Below are 18,216 nucleotides of genomic sequence, written 5' to 3'. Positions count from 1 at the left end.
TACGAACATTTGTTCTTTTATTATACTACACTTCATTAATCCCATGAACGTTTTATTTAACAGCGGCAACCGTTGCAAGTGCCGCCTTCAAGTCTTCATAAATTACATTTCCAACCACGATTACATCCGCAAACTTGGCCATTTCTTTAGCCTGTTCGACTGATTTAATGCCGCCTCCATAGAATAGCACGCTATTCTCCATGCTCTCTTTAGCAGCCTCCAGCATCCGGACATCTCCATATATACCGCTATACTCCAGATAAAAAATAGGGAGATTGAACATCTTTTCGGCCATCATCGCATAGGCACCCACATCATCCATATCCAATTCAGTGTTGGCATTCGTCAATTGAGCCACCTTGCAATCAGGGTTGAGGATACAATATCCCTCGACAAAAATCTCGTCCCAATTCATTAAATATCCGTATTCCTTGACCGCCTGCTGATGCAATTTCATCATCCAATCAGGATCGGTGCTATTCAGCACACTTGGGATAAAATATAAATCGAACCCCGGCGTCACCGTTTCCACTGACGAAATCTCCATCACGCACGGAACGGTATAGCGCCTGACCCTTGCCATTAAATGAAGCACATTCTCAAGCGTGACTCCGTCCGTGCCGCCGACCATAATGGCATCTGTTCCAGATTCACAAACCTTTTCCAATGCTTCATCGCTTATTTCTTTATTTGGATCGAGTTTGAAAACATGTTTCCACTCGCGAAAATCGTACATAATAATCCTCCATTCACACTTCCCATTAAACCATTATAGCATTAAGATTTTTCATAAAAAAAGAGAAGTGCTGATAAAAAGTTTTCCAAAAAAAACCTATGAATCGAAAACCCACTCTATCGTGGCAACTCCTCTCAAAAAGCTGCCGACCACCTGGATAAACTCAAAATAAAAAACCAAGAAAACGAGTTCCTCGGTTTTTTTCGATTCATCCATTATAGGAAACGTCCCATTACGTTTCAGTTGGTTCCTCTACATCTTCTTTAATGCGATTGATGGCCATGGAATAAGCGTCATTCCCGTAGTTCAAGCAACGTTTGACCCTGGATATCGTAGCCGTGCTGGCTCCGGTTTCCGTTTCAATCTTATGATAAGTTTTACCTTCCTCAAGCATGCGGGCCACTTCAAGACGTTGTGCCAAAGATGATATTTCATTGACGGTGCATAAATCATCAAAAAAGCGATAGCACTCGTCTAAATCGCGCAAAGAAAGAATCGAATTAAACAATTGATCTGTCGCTTTCCCTCTTAACTTATCAATTTGCATACATACTCCCCCTTAATTTTCTTGGGCATCAAATGACACGTTCTTATCTATACCTGGTTGGTTCGGAATTACGTTGACCCAGGTCTTGCCTGTCACCAACCCTACTTCTTTCCCATTAATCACGGGTATAATCCGGTCATCTTTATTCACCCATTCTACTTCATTGATTTTCCCCTTTTGAAGTAGGTAACCTTTTCCGCCGCTTTTCAAATCAATCTTTCGGCGTCCTTTATCGTCAACCACCTGATGAGCAGCCTCAATGATGAATATATTATCTAACAGGACAGGTTTCTTAGATTGATACTCAACCGTTTGCTCACCATTCGAATAACGTGTGTATTTTTCTTCTGCTTTTTCATACTCATAATGAACATTGGATGATGCATCTCCATAGACGACATCGATGTTCAAAGCTGCATCTCCTTGCAGACCTTTTGCCTCTTCCTCCGTCAAGAATGCAAACGGTTCGGGGGCACCAGTCAACTCATAGCCTTTTTCCTTTGCACCTTTTTCAATATTTTCAAAAGAGGTGTAGGAGTTATGTGGGGCTTTTCGGTCTGTAGTCCGCTGAAATAGAGTACCATCATAATATAAGCCATTCAAGTTATCAACATAACCTTTGTCAAGCATCGTCTTTGCCTCCGGGCTATTACCGTGGCATACATAGAGACAGTCCAAGCCTTTGGCAAGTTCGATATAATAATCTCTCGCACTTCTAATCGGACCGATTTGATCTGGGGTCTCACTCTGGAAAACGGCTAACAACCTTGTAATGTCACCCTCCGCCAGCAATTCATAAACGATGTCCGCTTCAGAAAGACCCGATTGGGGACGCGCCTGTGGGTGATTATTGATCATCACCGCTACGGCCCTACGCTTCTTCTCTCCATCTGTGCTTATTCCCGTTAGCGGAAAAACACCTGAAGAACCATCTGTATCTTTCATGACAGATTCGTCTTGCTGGTCTTCCTCTGTCTTATCCTTCGCTGAACAGCCTACTAAAAGTAACATCGCTATCATGATGAAAAGAAACTTTTTCATACACTTTTCACGCTCCTGATTACTCAACCGTGTCGTTTGCTGCGTTCTTTTATATTTTAACGCATTATAGTAGGGAAGAGTATATTTTTATTCATTACATCATATACCCCACGCTGGGTAACCCTGATATACGGTAAATGGGTCGTAGAAAAAAAGGATAGGGTATATACGGGATCAGCGAAGCGATAACCCCGTTCACGCAACAATCTTTTCAATTCATTTTCTTCTATAATTAATTCAGGAACTTCCTTATTGGACATTATCCCTTTTAATGTTAATGGCACCTCATGAATCACTTCTCCTTGCTCTGTCAAAACAATACCGCCGCCGATTTCCTTCAGCCGGTTGAAGGCCAGGTGCATATCCTTCTTACGTTTCCCAATCAAAATGATATCCCCGGTATTCGTATAGGTGGCTGCAAAACCGCATAACTTATCGGCAAACCCCTTCAGTATCGTATTGATCCGCCATTTCCCTTCCTTATCGATGAGCATGAAGAAACACTCATCATCTTGAAAGGTAAGCTCTTCATATCCCACATCGTTTGAAAGGGAATATGGTTTGGTGATCACGTTATTGACCAGCTCTATTCCGAACGGCATCGAGAATTCGAAATCTTCCTTCAAACTAAGGTCCCAGTCCATTTCCAACGGTTTAAAGTCAAAATCGCTCCAGTTGATTTCTTGTGAATCCGGAATGATTTCCCCATCCCGCTTCACCCATTTCCCTTTAGCCATGACAGAAACCGGGGCGGGCTCCTCAATATCAGACAGAAAATTGATATTGGCGACTCTGCCCGTAGCAATATTGCCATGGAGATATTCAATATTATAATAGCGTGCGATATTGATAGTGGCCATATTATAGGCGTCAATGACTGGTACACCCTGTTCGATTGCTATTTTAATCAAGCAATCTATGAATCCCTTTTCATAAAAAGACGGTGGTGAACCATCCGTTGTATAAAAGAACTTATCATATTGATCGATACCCAGTTCATGAATTTCCTGCAATATGTTTGGGAGATCCGGACGGATGGATGAATGCCTTAATGAAACGAAATAGCCTTGAAGTAAGCGCTCCATCACCTCATCACCTGTCATGGCCTCATGGTCACAATCGGCTCCAAATAGTGTCATCTTGGCAAGTGTTTTCTCAGAAGCACCAGGAAAGTGACCCTCTATCTTCTTCCTCATCCGCTTGGCCTCCTGAATCCAATGCAGCATCATGTCATCGCCATCAAGAAGCTTAGGCCACCCCGTCAGTTCACCGCCCTGTAAAACGGCATCATGCTCAAGCCAGGATTTAACCGCTCCATGAGAAAATACGGTATCTTCATCGATCAACTCCGTTTGTCCATCAAAACGGCTCCACCAATACATCGTAACAGGGATGTTACGTAGCTCCTTCAAAAGAGAAAACGCTTTCTTTTTTCCTAATTGCAAAAGGAATGGCAGGTTATCATTGATAAGTGTCGTTGTCCCAAAATGGGATGCATAGCGTGAGAAAGACAGGGGATTATATAATTGAGAAGGGTGTGAATGCGGCTCAATATATCCCGGGACCAGGTACTGATCTGAACAATCAACCATTTCACAGCGGTCTATATTTTCAGGAAGGTTTGTACCGACATAGATAATGCGATCGTCATAAATCCATATATTTGCTTTCACCCATTTTCGTAAAGCCTGGTTTAAATATGTAGCATTTTTCAAAAGAATGTGTGGTGACCTCTTTCCATCCAGCACATCTATATGTTCCCGTAGATGTTTATTTTTCCATCTATAACGTTGTTCCAGCATAAACATCCCTCCATGAATTGTAAGACAAAGGAATTGAAATCCCAATTCAATCCAATTTTATCTTATAGTAACATATTTATTTCATTAACACAGTAAAGTTAACCAGAATACTGTGAAATTTTTGTGAAAGGATGAACTTATCATGAAATTCAAACAAAATATCAGCATAGTCAATGCGCTTATGCGGATTACCTGTGGCTTTACCTTTCTTACCTGGGCCACAGCGAAAATGGTTAAAAAGCCATGGAAAAATCAATCTTACTTAATGGTGGTCATCCTTGCTGCCATGAAAATAGGCGAAGGCATATTGCGCTATTGCCCCGTTGTCGATGTAATGGAAAATGGCCAAGCCATGATGAAGGATAAGCAGAACAGGGATGACCAATCTGATTCGTATTGATTTCATTTTAAAAGAAGCTGACTCGAGATTTGAGCCAGCTTCTTTTTATGGTCAAGGAACCTATTCTATGGCTCGATATCCAATATCCGTACGCCAAAACAGGCCTTCTTTTTCAATATGTTCTACTTCTTTATAGACTTGTCTTTGGGCAGACGCAAGGTCGTTTCCTTTAGCCGCAACAAGCAATACCCTGCCTCCATTGGAAACTAGATCTCCCTCGTCGTTTTTGGCCGTCCCGGCATGGTAAATATGGGTGTCCGGCTGAATCCTATCCAACCCTTTGATGACCGCCCCCTTCGTGTATGCTCCAGGATAGCCTTCTGCAGCCACGACTACACCAAGAACCGCTTCATCATGCCATTCAAGATCTAAATCTTCCCCTGCAAGGACCGCTTCAAGGGTATCGACGAAATCCGTCTTTAAGCGGGGCAATACTACTTGAGTTTCCGGATCCCCAAAACGGGCGTTGAATTCAATCACTTTTGTACCCTTTTCCGTTGCAATTAACCCGGCATATAATATGCCTGTAAATCGGCGATTTTCTGAAATCATCGCATGAACCGTCGGTTGCAGAATGGCATCTACCGCTGCTTGCACCATACTATCGGATATTTGAGGGACGGGGGAGTACGCACCCATTCCACCAGTATTCGGTCCTTTATCACCATTGTACGCACGTTTATGATCCTGTGCGATTACCATTGGATATACTTTATCCCCGTTCACAAAGGCCATCAATGAAAACTCCTCGCCATCCAGGTATTCCTCGATGACAACCTTTGCTGAAGCTTCCCCGAACTTTGCACCGACTAGCATATCATGAATGGCTTCCATTGCCTCCTGCATCGTCATGGCGACTACTACGCCTTTGCCCGCAGCCAGGCCATCAGCCTTGATGACGATGGGAGCGCCCGCTTTTTCGATATATGCCTTTGCCTGCTCATAATCAGAAAACGTCTCATATTCTGCTGTTGGAATATGATAATCCCTCATTAAATTCTTAGCAAATGATTTACTTCCTTCAATGACCGCAGCCCGGCTGTTTGGTCCGAACACCTGCAAGTTTTCTTTCTCAAAGTCATCAGCCAACCCATTAAGTAAAGGCGTTTCCGGTCCAATCACCGTCAAGGCAATCGCATTTTCTTTTGCGAAAGCGACCAATTCTTGATGATTGGTTTCCTCGATTGATATAAGCTCGGCAACATCTTCCATGCCGGGATTCCCTGGCGCCACGAAGACTTTCTTAACCCGTTTGCTTTCAAACAGTTTACGGGCGATAGCGTGCTCCCTGCCTCCACGGCCAATCACTAGTACATTCATTACCGCACCTCATCTTCGATTAATGTTTAAAGTGGCGAACTCCTGTGAATACCATTGCTATTCCATATTCATCGGCTTTATCAATTGAATCTTGGTCTTTCTTCGATCCACCTGGCTGGATGATTGCCGTTACGCCTGCTTTTGCCGCCGCCTCCACGGTATCGTCCATAGGGAAGAAAGCATCCGATGCCAAAGCACTTCCCGCTACTCTTTCACTAGCTTGTTCTAGAGCTATTTTTGCTGCGCCGACACGGTTCATTTGCCCTGCACCCACGCCCAATGTCATCTGATCATTACAAATAACGATGGCATTCGATTTGACATGTTTCACGATTTTCCAACCAAGTTCAAGAGCTTTCCACTCTTCTGCGGTCGGTTCGCGTTTTGTTGCCACTTTTACTTCTGCATCCTTCAAACCGAAAGCATCACGTTCTTGCACGAGTAAACCACCTTCAATTGAAGTCAATTTACGTTCCGGTTTTTTAGCAGCCTGGAAATTAACCGTTAATAGACGAAGGTTCTTCTTACTTGTCAATACATCCAATGCTTCCTTAGAGAATCCTGGAGCGATGATGATTTCAAGGAAAATTTCGTGAAGCTTTTCCGCAGTCGCTTTATCCACTTCACGGTTCAAGGCGATGATGCCACCAAAAATCGAAGTGGAATCCGCTTCATACGCTTTATCGAATGCTTCCAGAATCGTATCACCAACACCGACTCCACAAGGATTCATATGCTTGACGGCCACGGCTGCCGGTTCTTTGAATTCCTTAACGATTTGAAGGGCTGCGTCTGCATCATTGATGTTATTGTATGAAAGCTCTTTTCCGTGCAGTTGTTTTGCTTCCGCAATCGAGAAGGTAGATCCAAGCGGTTTTTTATAGAACGCTGCTTTTTGATGAGGATTTTCCCCATAACGAAGCGACTGTTTCAATTCATAAGTAACAGTAAGTGATTCTGGATTCTCTTCTTCGGCAAGCTCAGTCATATATTCTGAAATCACGGCATCGTATGCCGCTGTATGACGGAAGACTTTAGCTGCCAGACGACGATTCGTCGTTTTTGAGACATCTCCGTTTTCTTTTAGCTCAGCCAATACCGTTGCATAATCCTCGCTATCGACGATAACTGTCACATACTCGTGGTTTTTCGCAGACGAACGTAGCATGGTCGGTCCTCCGATATCGATGTTCTCAATCGCATCTTCCACCGTCACATCCGGTTTCGATATCGTCGATTGGAAAGGATAAAGGTTCACACAGACCAACTGAATCGGTTCAATATGATGCTCTGCTAGTTGAGCTTTATGCCCTTCATCTCCATGCTTGGCTAAGACTGCTGCATGGACATTCGGGTGTAGCGTTTTAACGCGGCCGTCCAGAATTTCCGGGAAACCAGTGATTTCACTGATACCGATAACATCCACGCCATTATCCTGTAATGTTTTACTCGTACCGCCCGTTGAAATGATTTCAAACCCGGCCTCTTTCAACCCTTTGGCAAATTCTACGATACCTGTTTTATCCGATACACTAATTAACGCACGTTTCTTCATGGTATGTTGTTCCCTCCATTATGTATGTTGTTTCTCTTGGCATAGCTGTTGCAAAATTTTTGGATACAGATCATGTTCCAATTCCTGAATTCTTTTTTGGAGGATGTCTTTTGTATCTCCGTTAAGAATGGGGACCGCCTGTTGAGCAATAATCGGTCCTGTATCCATTCCCTCATCGACATAATGAATCGTGACCCCGGTTTCCTTCACTTCAGCCTTAAAAGCCTGGCCAATAGCATCCTTACCTGGAAAGCAAGGCAAAAGAGAAGGGTGAATATTCACAATCCTGTGTGAATACTCCCCTAATAACGTCGATCCTATTAACCGCATATAACCAGCAAGAATAATGAATTCTACGTCATGGACATGAAGTTCATCGAGTATCTCCCGTTCATATCCCGCCTTATTTACGTGCTGTTTTGCTGAGAATGAGAATACCGGAATGTTCTCCATTCTAGCCCTCTCAATTACGTAAGCATCCTCACGGTCACAAACAACAAGGCATATATCCGCTTCTAGATTTCCCTCTTTTATTGCATCAGCGATTGCTTGAAAGTTGCTTCCATTACCCGATGCAAAGACAGCAAGGCGTCTCATCGCTTAAAAGACACTCCTTCACCCTCAATAATCGTTCCTATGACAGAAGCCTGTTCACCACAAGACTGTAGATGCGCAATGATCGCAGGAGCATCCGATTTTCTCACGACGGCCGTCATCCCGATGCCCATATTGAATATATTGAACATTTCCTCCTGAACAAGATTTCCTTTTTCCTCAAGGTACGAGAATACTGGGGGAATCGTCCAGCTGCCCAACTCAATTTCAACACCGCAGTTTTCAGGAAGGATACGCGGAATATTTTCGATGAACCCGCCACCTGTAATATGTGCTAGTCCCTTCACTTCAAACTTTTCAAGTGTTGATAATATCGACTGGACATAGATCCTTGTCGGTTTCAACAATTCTTCACCCAATTTGCAACCGAACTCCGGCACGAGTTCCTGTAAATCCATTCCTGCATCTTCAAGAAGGATTTTACGGACAAGTGAATAGCCATTGCTATGGATCCCGCTTGAAGCAAGACCGATGACAACATCACCATTGGATATGCCCTCACCCGTAATTAAGCGTGATTTTTCAACCGCCCCAACAGTGAACCCAGCCACGTCATATTCTTCGATTTCGTACATCCCTGGCATTTCAGCTGTTTCCCCACCGATTAAAGCACAACCCGCTTGCTCACATCCGTCCGCAATCCCTTTAACGATCATTTCAATTCTCTCGGGATCAGCTTTGCCGCAAGCTATGTAATCTAAAAAGTACAACGGCGCAGCCCCCTGTACGACCACATCATTGACGCACATCGCTACACAATCTATTCCAATTGTATCATGTTTATCCATCATGAACGCGAGTAAAAGCTTCGTCCCGACTCCATCCGTTCCTGAGATAAGGACAGGCTCTTTAAGGTGTAACGAAGACAAATCGAACATGCCTCCGAAACCACCCAATCCGTTCATTACTTCAGGACGAAATGTCCGTTTTACATGTTTCTTCATCCGATTTACCGCTTCGTAGCCCGCTTCAATATCGACGCCAGCCTGCTTATATGCATTAGCCATTTGAAATCCCCCTCCGAAAACCACTCGTTCTTATCGATGCCTTTTTAGCATTTAATTTTTTCCCGTTCATAATCGAAAATTTCCGTTGGATAATTTCCCGTGAAGCATGCTAGACATGAACCGCGTGTTTCTCCAGCAAACGGACGTCCAATCGCTTCGACCATGCCTTCCACACTTAAGAAGGTTAATGAATCGGCTTCAATGATTTCCCGTATTTCCTCCACCGATTTGGAGCTGGCAATCAGTTCATCTTTTTTCGATGTATCAATACCGTAAAAACATGGATTTTTAATTGGAGGCGAACTGATCACAACATGGACCTCTTTCGCCCCTGCATCTTTCAGCATGCGGACAATCCTTCTGCTGGTCGTACCACGTACGATCGAATCGTCCACCATGATCACGCGTTTCCCTTCAACGACGCCTCGTACCGGTGATAGCTTCATCTTCACACCCTGTTCGCGAAGGCTTTGCGACGGTTGAATAAATGTCCGTCCGACATAACGGTTCTTAATTAAGCCCATTTCATAAGGGATGCCCGCAGCTTCGGCATAACCAATGGCCGCCGATATGCTTGAATCCGGAACACCCGTGACAACATCCGCTTCGATTTTCGCTTCCTGAGCCATTTGCTTACCAAGGTTTTTCCTGGCTGTATGTACATTAATCCCATCAATATTGCTATCCGGGCGGGAAAAATACACATATTCCATCGTACACATGGCTTGTTGACTGGAAAGGGAAAAGTATTCTGAATAGATTCCTTCATCATTGATGACGACAAGCTCGCCTGGTTCGATATCACGGATGAATTCCGCCCCAACGATATCAAGAGCACATGTTTCAGAAGCGGCGTAATACGCATCTCCTATCTTTCCGAGGGAAAGTGGACGGAAACCATGTGGATCCCGCGCTAAAATCATTTGGTTTTCTGTCATGATAACAAATGCGTAGGCACCCTTCAGCATACTTAAGCTATTTTTCACAGAATCCCTTATATCAGAATAACCGGAGCGTTTAATCAAATGTGCAAGGACTTCCGTATCCGACGTCGTTTGAAAAATGCTCCCCTGTCCCTCTAACTGTGCTTTTAACTGGCTGGCATTGACGATATTCCCATTATGGGCAAGAGCCAGCCCCCCTGTATGTGAATTGAACAAGAAAGGCTGGACGTTTTGATATCCACCGCCGCCTGCTGTCGTATAACGGACATGACCTATCGCTGACTTCCCTGTACCGGAAAGTGCCTGCATTTTTTCTGCCGTGAAGATTTCCGTTACAAGACCTTCCCCTTTCGTGATGGACATTTGATTACCGTCCGTCACGACAATGCCTGCTCCCTCTTGGCCCCGATGCTGTAAGCTATGCAGTCCGTAATAGGCAAGCTGTGCTGCATCTTGATGTCCCCAGACTCCTACTACGCCACATTCCTCATTAAGACTTCTTATTTCAGCAAGCATGGAATGGCCCCTTTCCAAGCTGATTGTAATTCATCAACATTTACTTCAAATACCAGATTATCGCCATCATCCGTCACGATTATTTTTGGATCATTCGTTACTTCCCCTATAAGGATTGCATCTTCAACAATGGATTCAAATGCCACTTGGTTTTCTGGACTAACGGATAGTAAGAATCGGGATTGCGTTTCACTGAACAACCCGGATACCAATTCGCCGGAAACCTGAACGTTTGCGCCGAGTGTAGTCGGACCGAATAGAGATTCACTTAAGGCAACAGCCAAACCACCCTCTGAAAGATCATGTGCGGAGGCGATATGCCCTGCTCGAATGGCTTCAAGAATTTGTGCTTGCCGTTTTTGTTCAACATGTAAGTCCAATTCCGGTGCAGGTCCAAAGATTTTTCCTTCTACCATTTTTTGAAGTTCACTGCCGCCAAATTCAGCTTTCGCTTCCCCGACCACATATATCAAGTCGGATTCATGTTTGAACGTTTGGGTCGTGATATGTTGAAGGTCATGTACAAGACCAACCATCCCCACTACTGGAGTTGGATAAATGGCCTCGCCATTCGTTTCATTATAAAGAGATACATTTCCACCAATGACAGGCGTACTTAAGCTGCGACATGCTTCGCTCATGCCATCAGCGGCTTTTTCCAGTTGCCAAAATATCTCTGGCTTTTCTGGATTTCCAAAATTCAAGCAATCTGTAATCGCCAAAGGTTCTCCACCTGAACAGACAATGTTACGGGCCGCCTCAGCTACAGCAATCTTACCGCCTGTCTCGGGGTCGAGGTAAATATAGCGGGAGTTACAATCCGTTGTCATTGCAAGAGCTTTATTCGTTCCTCGCACACGTACCACTGCAGCGTCGGAACCAGGTGATACCACTGTATTCGTACGAACCATATAATCGTATTGGTCGTAAACCCATTCCTTGCTTGAAATGGTAGGCTGTTGTAATAACGCTATAAGAGTACCCTTATAATCCTTGATAACCGGCACTTTTGCCGTCATGCTTTGGAAGTCGCGGAAATACTGTGGCTCAGCAGATGGCTTTTGATAGATTGGTGCTTCTTCAGCCAATGCATCAACCGGAACTTCCGCAACGATTTCACCTTGATGGGAAAGTGTTAAGTTTTTATCATCCGTTACTTCACCAACAGCAACTGCTTCCAGGTCATACTTCGTAAACAAATCAACGATTTCCTGTTCCCGTCCTTTAGTAACGACGATTAACATCCGTTCTTGTGACTCAGACAGCATCATTTCATACGCAGTCATGCCTGTTTCACGTTGAGGCACTAAATCAAGGTTCATTTTAATCCCTGATCCAGCTTTACTCGCCATCTCAGCCGAAGAGCTAGTAAGCCCCGCTGCGCCCATATCCTGAATGCCGACAAGCGCATCATTATGGATGAGTTCAAGGCAAGCTTCTAACAGTAATTTCTCCATGAATGGATCGCCAACTTGCACGGCTGGTCTTTTCTCTTCTGAAGACTCTGAAAGTTCTTCCGATGCAAATGTAGCTCCATGAATGCCATCACGGCCAGTTTTGGCACCCACGTACATAACCGTATTCCCGACACCATGAGCTTGGCCTTTCTTGATGTCCTTATGGTCAATTAACCCGACGCACATGGCATTGACTAATGGATTTCCCTCATAGGAAGGATCGAATTGAATTTCACCGCCGACAGTGGGAATCCCAATGCAGTTCCCATATCCAGCAATCCCTGCAACCACTTCTTTGAATAAATACTTCACGCGTTCGTTATCCAATTCACCGAAGCGCAGTGAATTCAACATGGCGATAGGCCGGGCTCCCATGGAGAAGACATCACGGATAATGCCCCCGACGCCTGTCGCTGCTCCTTGATATGGCTCAATGGCCGATGGATGGTTATGGCTTTCAATCTTGAAAACGACGGCCTGATTATCACCGATATCGACGATTCCTGCGCCTTCCCCAGGACCTTGTAATACTTTTTCCCCCGTAATCGGGAATTTTCTTAAGATGGGTTTTGAATTTTTGTAGGAACAATGCTCTGACCACATGACGGAAAACAAACCCGTTTCCGTATAATTCGGCAGTCTGCCTAAGATTTTCTCCACCATGGCGAATTCTTCATCGGATAGCCCCATACTTGCGTATAAACGCTCCGATTTAATTTTATCCGGACTTGGTTCAAGCTGTAACAACATGTGATTCCCTCCAGTTTTTCACGATGGATTGAAAGATCTTTAAGCCGTCTTTACTGCCAAGCAGTGAGTCAACAGCACGTTCGGGATGAGGCATCATTCCGAGGACATTACCTTGTGCATTGGTGATTCCCGCGATTTGTTCTAGGCTACCGTTGGGATTTTCACCCTTATAAGTGAACAGAATGCGGTTATTTTGTTTTAATTCCTCCAGTGTGTCTTTATCACAGTAATAGTTTCCTTCACCATGGGCCACTGGAATGGTGATTGATTCGTTTAATGAATATCCCGTGGTAAACATTGATTCATTATTTTGAACATTCAGCTCTACATTACGACAGATGAATTTCAGACCATCATTACGTCGCATCGCTCCCGGTAACAGCCCTGCTTCAAGCAAAATTTGAAAACCATTGCAGACGCCAAGAACTGGCTTTCCTGCTTGAGCCGCTTTTACGACTTCGGCCATCACATTGGAAAAACGGGCAATCGCTCCTGAACGTAGGTAGTCGCCATAAGAGAATCCGCCTGGAAGCAGGATCCCGTCAAATTTGTCTAGATTATCCGTGGAATGCCATACATACTCCACTTCCTCCCCAAGCGCATCCTGTATCGCATGGTACATGTCGACATCACAATTGGAGCCAGGGAAAACGATCACAGCAAATTTCATTGGGTGACAACCTCCTCCACGTCATAACGGTACGCTTCAATGACTGTATTGGCTAATAGCTTTTCACACATTTCCTTCACCAGTTGATCTAAATCACGGTCGGTGTCTTCAATCGTCAGTTCAATGTATTTCCCGACACGAACATCGCTTACTTCGTTATATGTCAAACTATGAAGGGATTGTTGAACCGCTGTCCCCTGTGGATCCAGTACACTTTCTCGTAGTGTGATATATACCTTAACCTTATACATGTTGAGTACCCTCCAACTTTGCTAGAATTTTTCCATATGCATCTGTTAAACTACCTAAATCACGGCGGAATACGTCTTTGTCCAGTTTTTCATTTGTCACTGCATCCCAAAGGCGACAAGTATCCGGTGAAATTTCATCAGCCAATAGGATTTCCCCATCCGATGTCTTGCCAAACTCCAGTTTAAAATCAATCAAGTTAATGCCCATCTCTTGGAAGATGGTTGATAGGACCTTACTGATTTCCCGTGCCTTTTCCTTTAAGATAGCTACATCTTCCTTGCTGGCAAGTTCCAATTCTTCAATATGGTCTTCCGTCAACAGGGGATCGCCGAGTGCGTCGTCTTTATAATAAAATTCAACGAGCGTTTTCTTTAGTGGGTGGCCTTCTTCCATGCCAGTGCGTTTAGAGAAGCTACCGGCAGCCGTGTTTCTAACGACCACTTCAAGAGGTATGATGGAGACCTTTTTAACCAGTTGCTCCCGCTCGGAAAGCTTTTCTATAAAATGAGAAGGAATGTTTTGTTCGGCAAGCTTTGAAAATAGTAAACTAGTAATTTGATTATTCAACTGGCCTTTACCAGCGATTTCTGACTTCTTCTCGCCATTGAAAGCCGTTGCTGAATCTTTGTATTCCACCCATACTATTTCACTGTTGTCCGTTGCATAAATCTGTTTCGCTTTCCCTTCATACAGCAATTCTCGCTTTTCCATCTGTTAAGACCTCCGAATTGTGAATATTATGAATTTTTATTTTATCATTAGGCAAGGAGCAAACGCTTCACCCGACTGGGATTCACGTTTGCAACCTTGTTTTATAAGCCTAGGCGATCAAAGATCACATCTACGTTTTTCAAATGATGGGTAGGGTCGAAACAGTCATCAAGTTCTTCTTTAGTAAGCAGGCTTGTGATTTTATCATCCTTGTCGATCAGGCTCCTGAATGGGACTTGTTGCTCCCAGGCGTCCATCGCATGTGGCTGAACCGTATCATACGCCTCTTCACGGACAAGACCCTTGTCAATAAGAGCAAGCAACACGCGTTGAGAGAAGATTAATCCAAGAGTACGATCCATGTTACGCTTCATGTTCTCAGGATAGACAGTAAGGTTTTTCACGATGTTACTGAAGCGGTTCAACATATAATTCAAAGCAATCGTTGCATCCGGCAAGATGATTCGTTCAGCAGAAGAGTGGGAGATATCACGTTCGTGCCATAAAGCTACATTCTCATACGCTGTCATCATGTATCCACGGATGACCCGGGCCATTCCTGTCATGTTCTCAGAACCGATAGGATTCCGTTTATGAGGCATTGCCGATGATCCTTTTTGTCCTTTTGCAAAGAATTCTTCCACTTCGCGCGTTTCGCTTTTTTGTAATCCTCGGATTTCCACAGCGAATTTTTCGATGGAAGTTGCAATTAACGCCAATGTACTCATATAGTGTGCATGGCGATCACGTTGCAAGGTTTGCGTTGAAATCGGATCAGCTTCAAGGCCCAGCTTTTCACAGACGAATTGTTCAACGAACGGGTCGATGTTTGCATATGTACCAACAGCACCGGAGATTTTACCTACCTCGATGTTTTTTCGAGCAGCATCAAAACGTTCCACATTCCGTTTCATTTCTTGGTACCAAAGGGCAAGCTTCAAGCCGAAAGTAGTCGGTTCTGCATGCACACCATGTGTACGTCCCATTTGAACGGTATATTTATGTTCTTTCGCTTTGTTTTTCAAGATCTCGACAAAATTATTTAAATCCTTTGAAAGAATATCATTCGCTTGTTTAATCACATAAGAAAGTGCCGTATCAACTACATCCGTTGAAGTCAGACCATAATGCACCCATTTACGTTCTTCACCTAATGTTTCGGAAACCGCACGCGTGAAGGCCACAACATCATGGCGAGTATCTTTTTCAATTTCATTGATGCGCTCTACATCGAATGATGCATTTTCACGAAGGAGCTTCACGTCTTCTTTCGGTATGACACCAAGTTCCGACCATGCTTCACATGCCAAGATTTCTACTTCCAACCATGCATTAAAGCGGTTTTTCTCTGTCCAAATGTTACCCATTTCAGGGCGGGTATAACGTTCAATCATTTTGCTTCCTCCGTTTCAACCTGTTGATTCCAAATTTTGCTTCGATCACTTTCTAAAAGGGCTTCCTCGAGTGTTGGACGTAAAATGTTAACATGCCCCATTTTCCGTTTTATCTTGGCCTCTCTTTTACCATAAAGATGAATCTTCCAATCTGTAAGCTCCGGAATTTCATGAAGTAATGGCTCCAAGTGTTCACCTAGGACGTTGACCATGACCACCGGTTGCAACAAGGAGGTATTTCCGAGGGGCCAATTACAGACAGCACGGATATGCTGTTCAAATTGGGATGTTGCACATGCTTCCAATGTATAATGACCCGAATTGTGTGGTCTTGGTGCAAGCTCATTGATGATGATTTCATCCTTTGCCGTTAAAAACATCTCCACGGCCAATGTACCGACCAGTTCTAGTTTCTCGGCAAGCTGTCGAGCCTCCACAATGGCCTTTTCTTCAGCACTCTGACTGATGCGAGCGGGAACGATGCTTTTATGCAGTATATTTTCAATATGAATATTTTCTGCTACCGGAAAATGACTTGTTTCACCATTCGCTTTACGCGTCACGACAACCGAGATTTCCTTAACGAAAGGTATCCAAGCTTCTAATACACATACACCTGTTTGGAGCAGGGATTCAGCCTTTTTAATATCAGCTTCCTCATTAATGACTAACTGCCCTTTTCCATCATAACCGCCACGGGTCGTTTTTAACACACTTGGGTACCCTAATTCTTCTATATGTAGGTATATTTCCGAAACATCCTGAATTTCCCGGTACGGGGCAACCGTTGCTCCGGCACCTGCTATGGCTTTCTTTTCAGTAAGCCGATCCTGTGTTTGTTTTAATAATTCCGACCCTTGAGGAAGATAGGCATGCTGTTTCAACCAATCTAGAGCCTTGGAACTGATATTTTCGAACTCATAGGTAATGACGTCACTGACATTTGCCAGCCTTTTCAATGCATCTATGTCATCATAAGCCCCAAGGATCTCTATATCTGCCACTTGAGCACAAGGACCATTAGTCGTTGGTTCAAGAACAGCTATCTTAAAGCCTGCTGCCTTAGCCGCTAAGGCCATCATCCTGCCTAACTGTCCACCGCCAATAATTCCAATCGTCTGACCCGGTAAAATGACCTTATTTAAGTTGTTCACTGCTCAATAACACCTTTTCCCTAGTTTCGTCTCGGAGAACCTCTATCCTATCGGCGATTTCTGAATCGAAAGCAGCCAATATCTGCGCCGCAAGCAAACCTGCGTTAATCGCCCCTGCCTTTCCGATGGCTACCGTGGCAACCGGTACCCCGCCTGGCATTTGAACAATTGATAACAATGAATCCAAACCGTTTAAAGCCTTGGATTGGATTGGCACTCCAATCACAGGTACTATTGTTTTAGCTGCCGTCATACCGGGTAGATGAGCAGCTCCACCTGCACCTGCTATTATTACCTTAATCCCGCGCTCTCTTGCACTCTCTGCATATTCAAACAATAAGTCTGGTGTGCGGTGGGCCGAAACGACTCTTTTTTCATAGGGGATTTCAAGTTGTTCCAATGATTCACAAGCATACTTCATCGTTTCCCAATCCGAGACGCTACCCATAATGACCCCGACCTGCGACTTCATAATACTGTCCCTCCCACTTTCCATTCTTTCATCTATAATTTTCAAAAAAAAACGGGCAGACTTCTTCCTCATAGAGAAAGCAATCTGCCCGGAAAAAAGTCTTCACAAAAAAGACTTCGATAGTTTCCGAATAAGTCAGCTACTTTTCTCATAGTCCGATGATTTACGGTCATCAGGTAGAAACTTTTGGGCCATATCCCCAGGATTATATGAGAGGTATTAATATACATTCATCTTACCGTCACGCATTTTCATTGTCAAGACAAAATCGAATATTTTTATAGAATACTTAATGATCGTTCGTGTTTTGCTCCAATAACTTTGCTTCAAATACAATTTTCCTGTTAATTGGTTCATAATGAGCCATTCCATTCGTGATTCTTTCCTCAAAAATGGGTTCTTCCATTCTCCTCACAGGAAAATACCCTGCAGCCTTTATTCGATCTAGGCATTCATCAATGCTTTCTCCTTCTCTAACTTCAAACTTTTCTTTACCCTTTTTACTCACAGAATCGTTCCTTTCCTGCATTCACTATTTTCATGAATATTTTTGTTCCACCCTTATTAAACAGCTTGCCTATTTTTCTAATTATAAATTCTTTCAGATAGGTTGAACAGCTTATCCAGGGATTTTAATCAAAGATCGACGGAAAGTTGTTTTCAATATCTAACTTGTCCTGTCCTAGCAACAGTGAATGATTTCATTTTATTTTAATGGTACCAGTCTGAAAACAAAAAAAGACCAGCCTAATGGCTGACCTTCGAAATGGCTTGGCGGCGTCCTACTCTCACAGGGGGAAACCCCCAACTACCATCGGCGCTGAAGAGCTTAACTGCCGTGTTCGGAATGGGAACGGGTGTGACCTCTTCGCT

At 43.9% G+C, this 18,216-nt stretch carries 18 protein-coding genes, 1 rRNA gene and 1 riboswitch; of the genes, 1 reads left to right on the top strand and 18 read right to left on the bottom strand.

Annotation, left to right across the window (positions count from 1 at the left end; genetic code table 11):
• Positions 1–52: 52 nt before the first annotated feature.
• From pcrB to ACIQXH_RS15100, 4 genes are all read right to left on the bottom strand, one after another.
• Entirely contained in the window at positions 53–736 is a 684-nt protein-coding gene (gene pcrB, locus ACIQXH_RS15115; RefSeq protein ID WP_402872255.1) for a heptaprenylglyceryl phosphate synthase, read from the bottom strand.
• A gap of 232 nt (positions 737–968) precedes the next feature.
• Entirely contained in the window at positions 969–1,283 is a 315-nt protein-coding gene (locus tag ACIQXH_RS15110; protein ID WP_402872258.1) for a YerC/YecD family TrpR-related protein, read from the bottom strand.
• A gap of 12 nt (positions 1,284–1,295) precedes the next feature.
• A complete protein-coding gene (locus ACIQXH_RS15105; protein WP_402872261.1) occupies positions 1,296–2,324 on the bottom strand; it encodes a DUF3048 domain-containing protein in 1,029 nt (342 codons plus the stop codon).
• Between the two features lie 56 nt (positions 2,325–2,380).
• Positions 2,381–4,126: an adenine deaminase C-terminal domain-containing protein gene (locus tag ACIQXH_RS15100; RefSeq protein WP_402872263.1), complete on the bottom strand. Its 1,746-nt coding sequence runs from the start codon at positions 4,124–4,126 to the stop codon at positions 2,381–2,383.
• A 142-nt stretch (positions 4,127–4,268) separates the two neighbouring features.
• Here ACIQXH_RS15100 and ACIQXH_RS15095 point away from each other — a divergent pair, with 142 nt between their 5' ends.
• Complete coding sequence (locus ACIQXH_RS15095; RefSeq protein WP_402872266.1) at positions 4,269–4,526, top strand: YgaP-like transmembrane domain; 258 nt, start codon at positions 4,269–4,271, stop codon at positions 4,524–4,526.
• A 60-nt stretch (positions 4,527–4,586) separates the two neighbouring features.
• Here ACIQXH_RS15095 and purD read toward each other — a convergent pair whose 3' ends face one another.
• The 14 genes from purD to rrf all read right to left on the bottom strand — a co-directional run.
• Positions 4,587–5,846 carry a phosphoribosylamine--glycine ligase gene (gene purD / locus ACIQXH_RS15090; RefSeq protein WP_402872269.1) on the bottom strand — a complete coding sequence of 420 codons (1,260 nt, stop codon included), beginning with the start codon at positions 5,844–5,846 and terminating at the stop codon, positions 4,587–4,589.
• Positions 5,847–5,865: 19 nt separating this feature from the next.
• A complete protein-coding gene (gene purH / locus ACIQXH_RS15085) occupies positions 5,866–7,401 on the bottom strand; it encodes a bifunctional phosphoribosylaminoimidazolecarboxamide formyltransferase/IMP cyclohydrolase (protein WP_402872271.1) in 1,536 nt (511 codons plus the stop codon).
• A gap of 18 nt (positions 7,402–7,419) precedes the next feature.
• Positions 7,420–7,998, bottom strand: coding sequence for a phosphoribosylglycinamide formyltransferase (purN, locus tag ACIQXH_RS15080; protein WP_403124301.1), 579 nt, complete (start codon positions 7,996–7,998; stop codon positions 7,420–7,422).
• A complete protein-coding gene (purM, locus tag ACIQXH_RS15075) occupies positions 7,995–9,023 on the bottom strand; it encodes a phosphoribosylformylglycinamidine cyclo-ligase (RefSeq protein WP_403124298.1) in 1,029 nt (342 codons plus the stop codon). The genes purN and purM overlap by 4 nt, the downstream gene beginning before the upstream one ends.
• Before the next feature lie 44 nt (positions 9,024–9,067).
• A complete protein-coding gene (purF, locus tag ACIQXH_RS15070; RefSeq protein ID WP_402872278.1) occupies positions 9,068–10,483 on the bottom strand; it encodes an amidophosphoribosyltransferase in 1,416 nt (471 codons plus the stop codon).
• Entirely contained in the window at positions 10,468–12,690 is a 2,223-nt protein-coding gene (purL, locus tag ACIQXH_RS15065; protein WP_403124295.1) for a phosphoribosylformylglycinamidine synthase subunit PurL, read from the bottom strand. Before purL ends, purF begins: the two co-directional genes overlap by 16 nt.
• Complete coding sequence (gene purQ, locus ACIQXH_RS15060; RefSeq protein ID WP_402872282.1) at positions 12,674–13,360, bottom strand: phosphoribosylformylglycinamidine synthase subunit PurQ; 687 nt, start codon at positions 13,358–13,360, stop codon at positions 12,674–12,676. Before purQ ends, purL begins: the two co-directional genes overlap by 17 nt.
• Complete coding sequence (purS, locus tag ACIQXH_RS15055; protein ID WP_402872285.1) at positions 13,357–13,611, bottom strand: phosphoribosylformylglycinamidine synthase subunit PurS; 255 nt, start codon at positions 13,609–13,611, stop codon at positions 13,357–13,359. Before purS ends, purQ begins: the two co-directional genes overlap by 4 nt.
• Positions 13,604–14,323 carry a phosphoribosylaminoimidazolesuccinocarboxamide synthase gene (purC, locus tag ACIQXH_RS15050; protein ID WP_402958634.1) on the bottom strand — a complete coding sequence of 240 codons (720 nt, stop codon included), beginning with the start codon at positions 14,321–14,323 and terminating at the stop codon, positions 13,604–13,606. The genes purS and purC overlap by 8 nt, the downstream gene beginning before the upstream one ends.
• Positions 14,324–14,424: 101 nt before the next feature.
• Positions 14,425–15,717, bottom strand: a complete 1,293-nt coding sequence (purB, locus tag ACIQXH_RS15045; protein ID WP_402872289.1) for an adenylosuccinate lyase — start codon at positions 15,715–15,717, stop codon at positions 14,425–14,427.
• The gene (purK, locus tag ACIQXH_RS15040) at positions 15,714–16,871 is read right to left on the bottom strand and encodes a 5-(carboxyamino)imidazole ribonucleotide synthase (RefSeq protein WP_402958638.1); all 1,158 of its coding nucleotides are present in this window, start codon (positions 16,869–16,871) and stop codon (positions 15,714–15,716) included. The genes purB and purK overlap by 4 nt, the downstream gene beginning before the upstream one ends.
• The gene (purE, locus tag ACIQXH_RS15035; RefSeq protein ID WP_402872294.1) at positions 16,855–17,343 is read right to left on the bottom strand and encodes a 5-(carboxyamino)imidazole ribonucleotide mutase; all 489 of its coding nucleotides are present in this window, start codon (positions 17,341–17,343) and stop codon (positions 16,855–16,857) included. The genes purK and purE overlap by 17 nt, the downstream gene beginning before the upstream one ends.
• Before the next feature lie 131 nt (positions 17,344–17,474).
• Positions 17,475–17,576, bottom strand: a riboswitch (purine riboswitch).
• Positions 17,577–17,632: 56 nt separating this feature from the next.
• The gene (locus ACIQXH_RS15030) at positions 17,633–17,851 is read right to left on the bottom strand and encodes an NETI motif-containing protein (protein WP_402989383.1); all 219 of its coding nucleotides are present in this window, start codon (positions 17,849–17,851) and stop codon (positions 17,633–17,635) included.
• 261 nt (positions 17,852–18,112) lie between these two features.
• Positions 18,113–18,216: ribosomal RNA gene (rrf, locus tag ACIQXH_RS15025) — 5S ribosomal RNA — on the bottom strand; the annotation flags it as partial.

Origin of the sequence: Peribacillus sp. NPDC097225 (genome assembly GCF_044761955.1) — a bacterium.
In the GTDB taxonomy this organism is placed as follows: Bacteria; Bacillota; Bacilli; order Bacillales; family DSM-1321; genus Peribacillus.
This window is presented reverse-complemented; position numbering and strand designations above follow the sequence as displayed.

What these genes read in the sequence shown, in the direction of transcription:
- pcrB (WP_402872255.1), bottom strand. Translation starts at nt 736, where the DNA reads ATGTACGATTTTCGCGAGTGGAAACATGTTTTCAAACTCGATCCAAAT.
- ACIQXH_RS15110 (WP_402872258.1), bottom strand. Translation starts at nt 1,283, where the DNA reads ATGCAAATTGATAAGTTAAGAGGGAAAGCGACAGATCAATTGTTTAAT.
- ACIQXH_RS15105 (WP_402872261.1), bottom strand. Translation starts at nt 2,324, where the DNA reads ATGAAAAAGTTTCTTTTCATCATGATAGCGATGTTACTTTTAGTAGGC.
- ACIQXH_RS15100 (WP_402872263.1), bottom strand. Translation starts at nt 4,126, where the DNA reads ATGCTGGAACAACGTTATAGATGGAAAAATAAACATCTACGGGAACAT.
- ACIQXH_RS15095 (WP_402872266.1), top strand. Translation starts at nt 4,269, where the DNA reads ATGAAATTCAAACAAAATATCAGCATAGTCAATGCGCTTATGCGGATT.
- purD (WP_402872269.1), bottom strand. Translation starts at nt 5,846, where the DNA reads ATGAATGTACTAGTGATTGGCCGTGGAGGCAGGGAGCACGCTATCGCC.
- purH (WP_402872271.1), bottom strand. Translation starts at nt 7,401, where the DNA reads ATGAAGAAACGTGCGTTAATTAGTGTATCGGATAAAACAGGTATCGTA.
- purN (WP_403124301.1), bottom strand. Translation starts at nt 7,998, where the DNA reads ATGAGACGCCTTGCTGTCTTTGCATCGGGTAATGGAAGCAACTTTCAA.
- purM (WP_403124298.1), bottom strand. Translation starts at nt 9,023, where the DNA reads ATGGCTAATGCATATAAGCAGGCTGGCGTCGATATTGAAGCGGGCTAC.
- purF (WP_402872278.1), bottom strand. Translation starts at nt 10,483, where the DNA reads ATGCTTGCTGAAATAAGAAGTCTTAATGAGGAATGTGGCGTAGTAGGA.
- purL (WP_403124295.1), bottom strand. Translation starts at nt 12,690, where the DNA reads ATGTTGTTACAGCTTGAACCAAGTCCGGATAAAATTAAATCGGAGCGT.
- purQ (WP_402872282.1), bottom strand. Translation starts at nt 13,360, where the DNA reads ATGAAATTTGCTGTGATCGTTTTCCCTGGCTCCAATTGTGATGTCGAC.
- purS (WP_402872285.1), bottom strand. Translation starts at nt 13,611, where the DNA reads ATGTATAAGGTTAAGGTATATATCACACTACGAGAAAGTGTACTGGAT.
- purC (WP_402958634.1), bottom strand. Translation starts at nt 14,323, where the DNA reads ATGGAAAAGCGAGAATTGCTGTATGAAGGGAAAGCGAAACAGATTTAT.
- purB (WP_402872289.1), bottom strand. Translation starts at nt 15,717, where the DNA reads ATGATTGAACGTTATACCCGCCCTGAAATGGGTAACATTTGGACAGAG.
- purE (WP_402872294.1), bottom strand. Translation starts at nt 17,343, where the DNA reads ATGAAGTCGCAGGTCGGGGTCATTATGGGTAGCGTCTCGGATTGGGAA.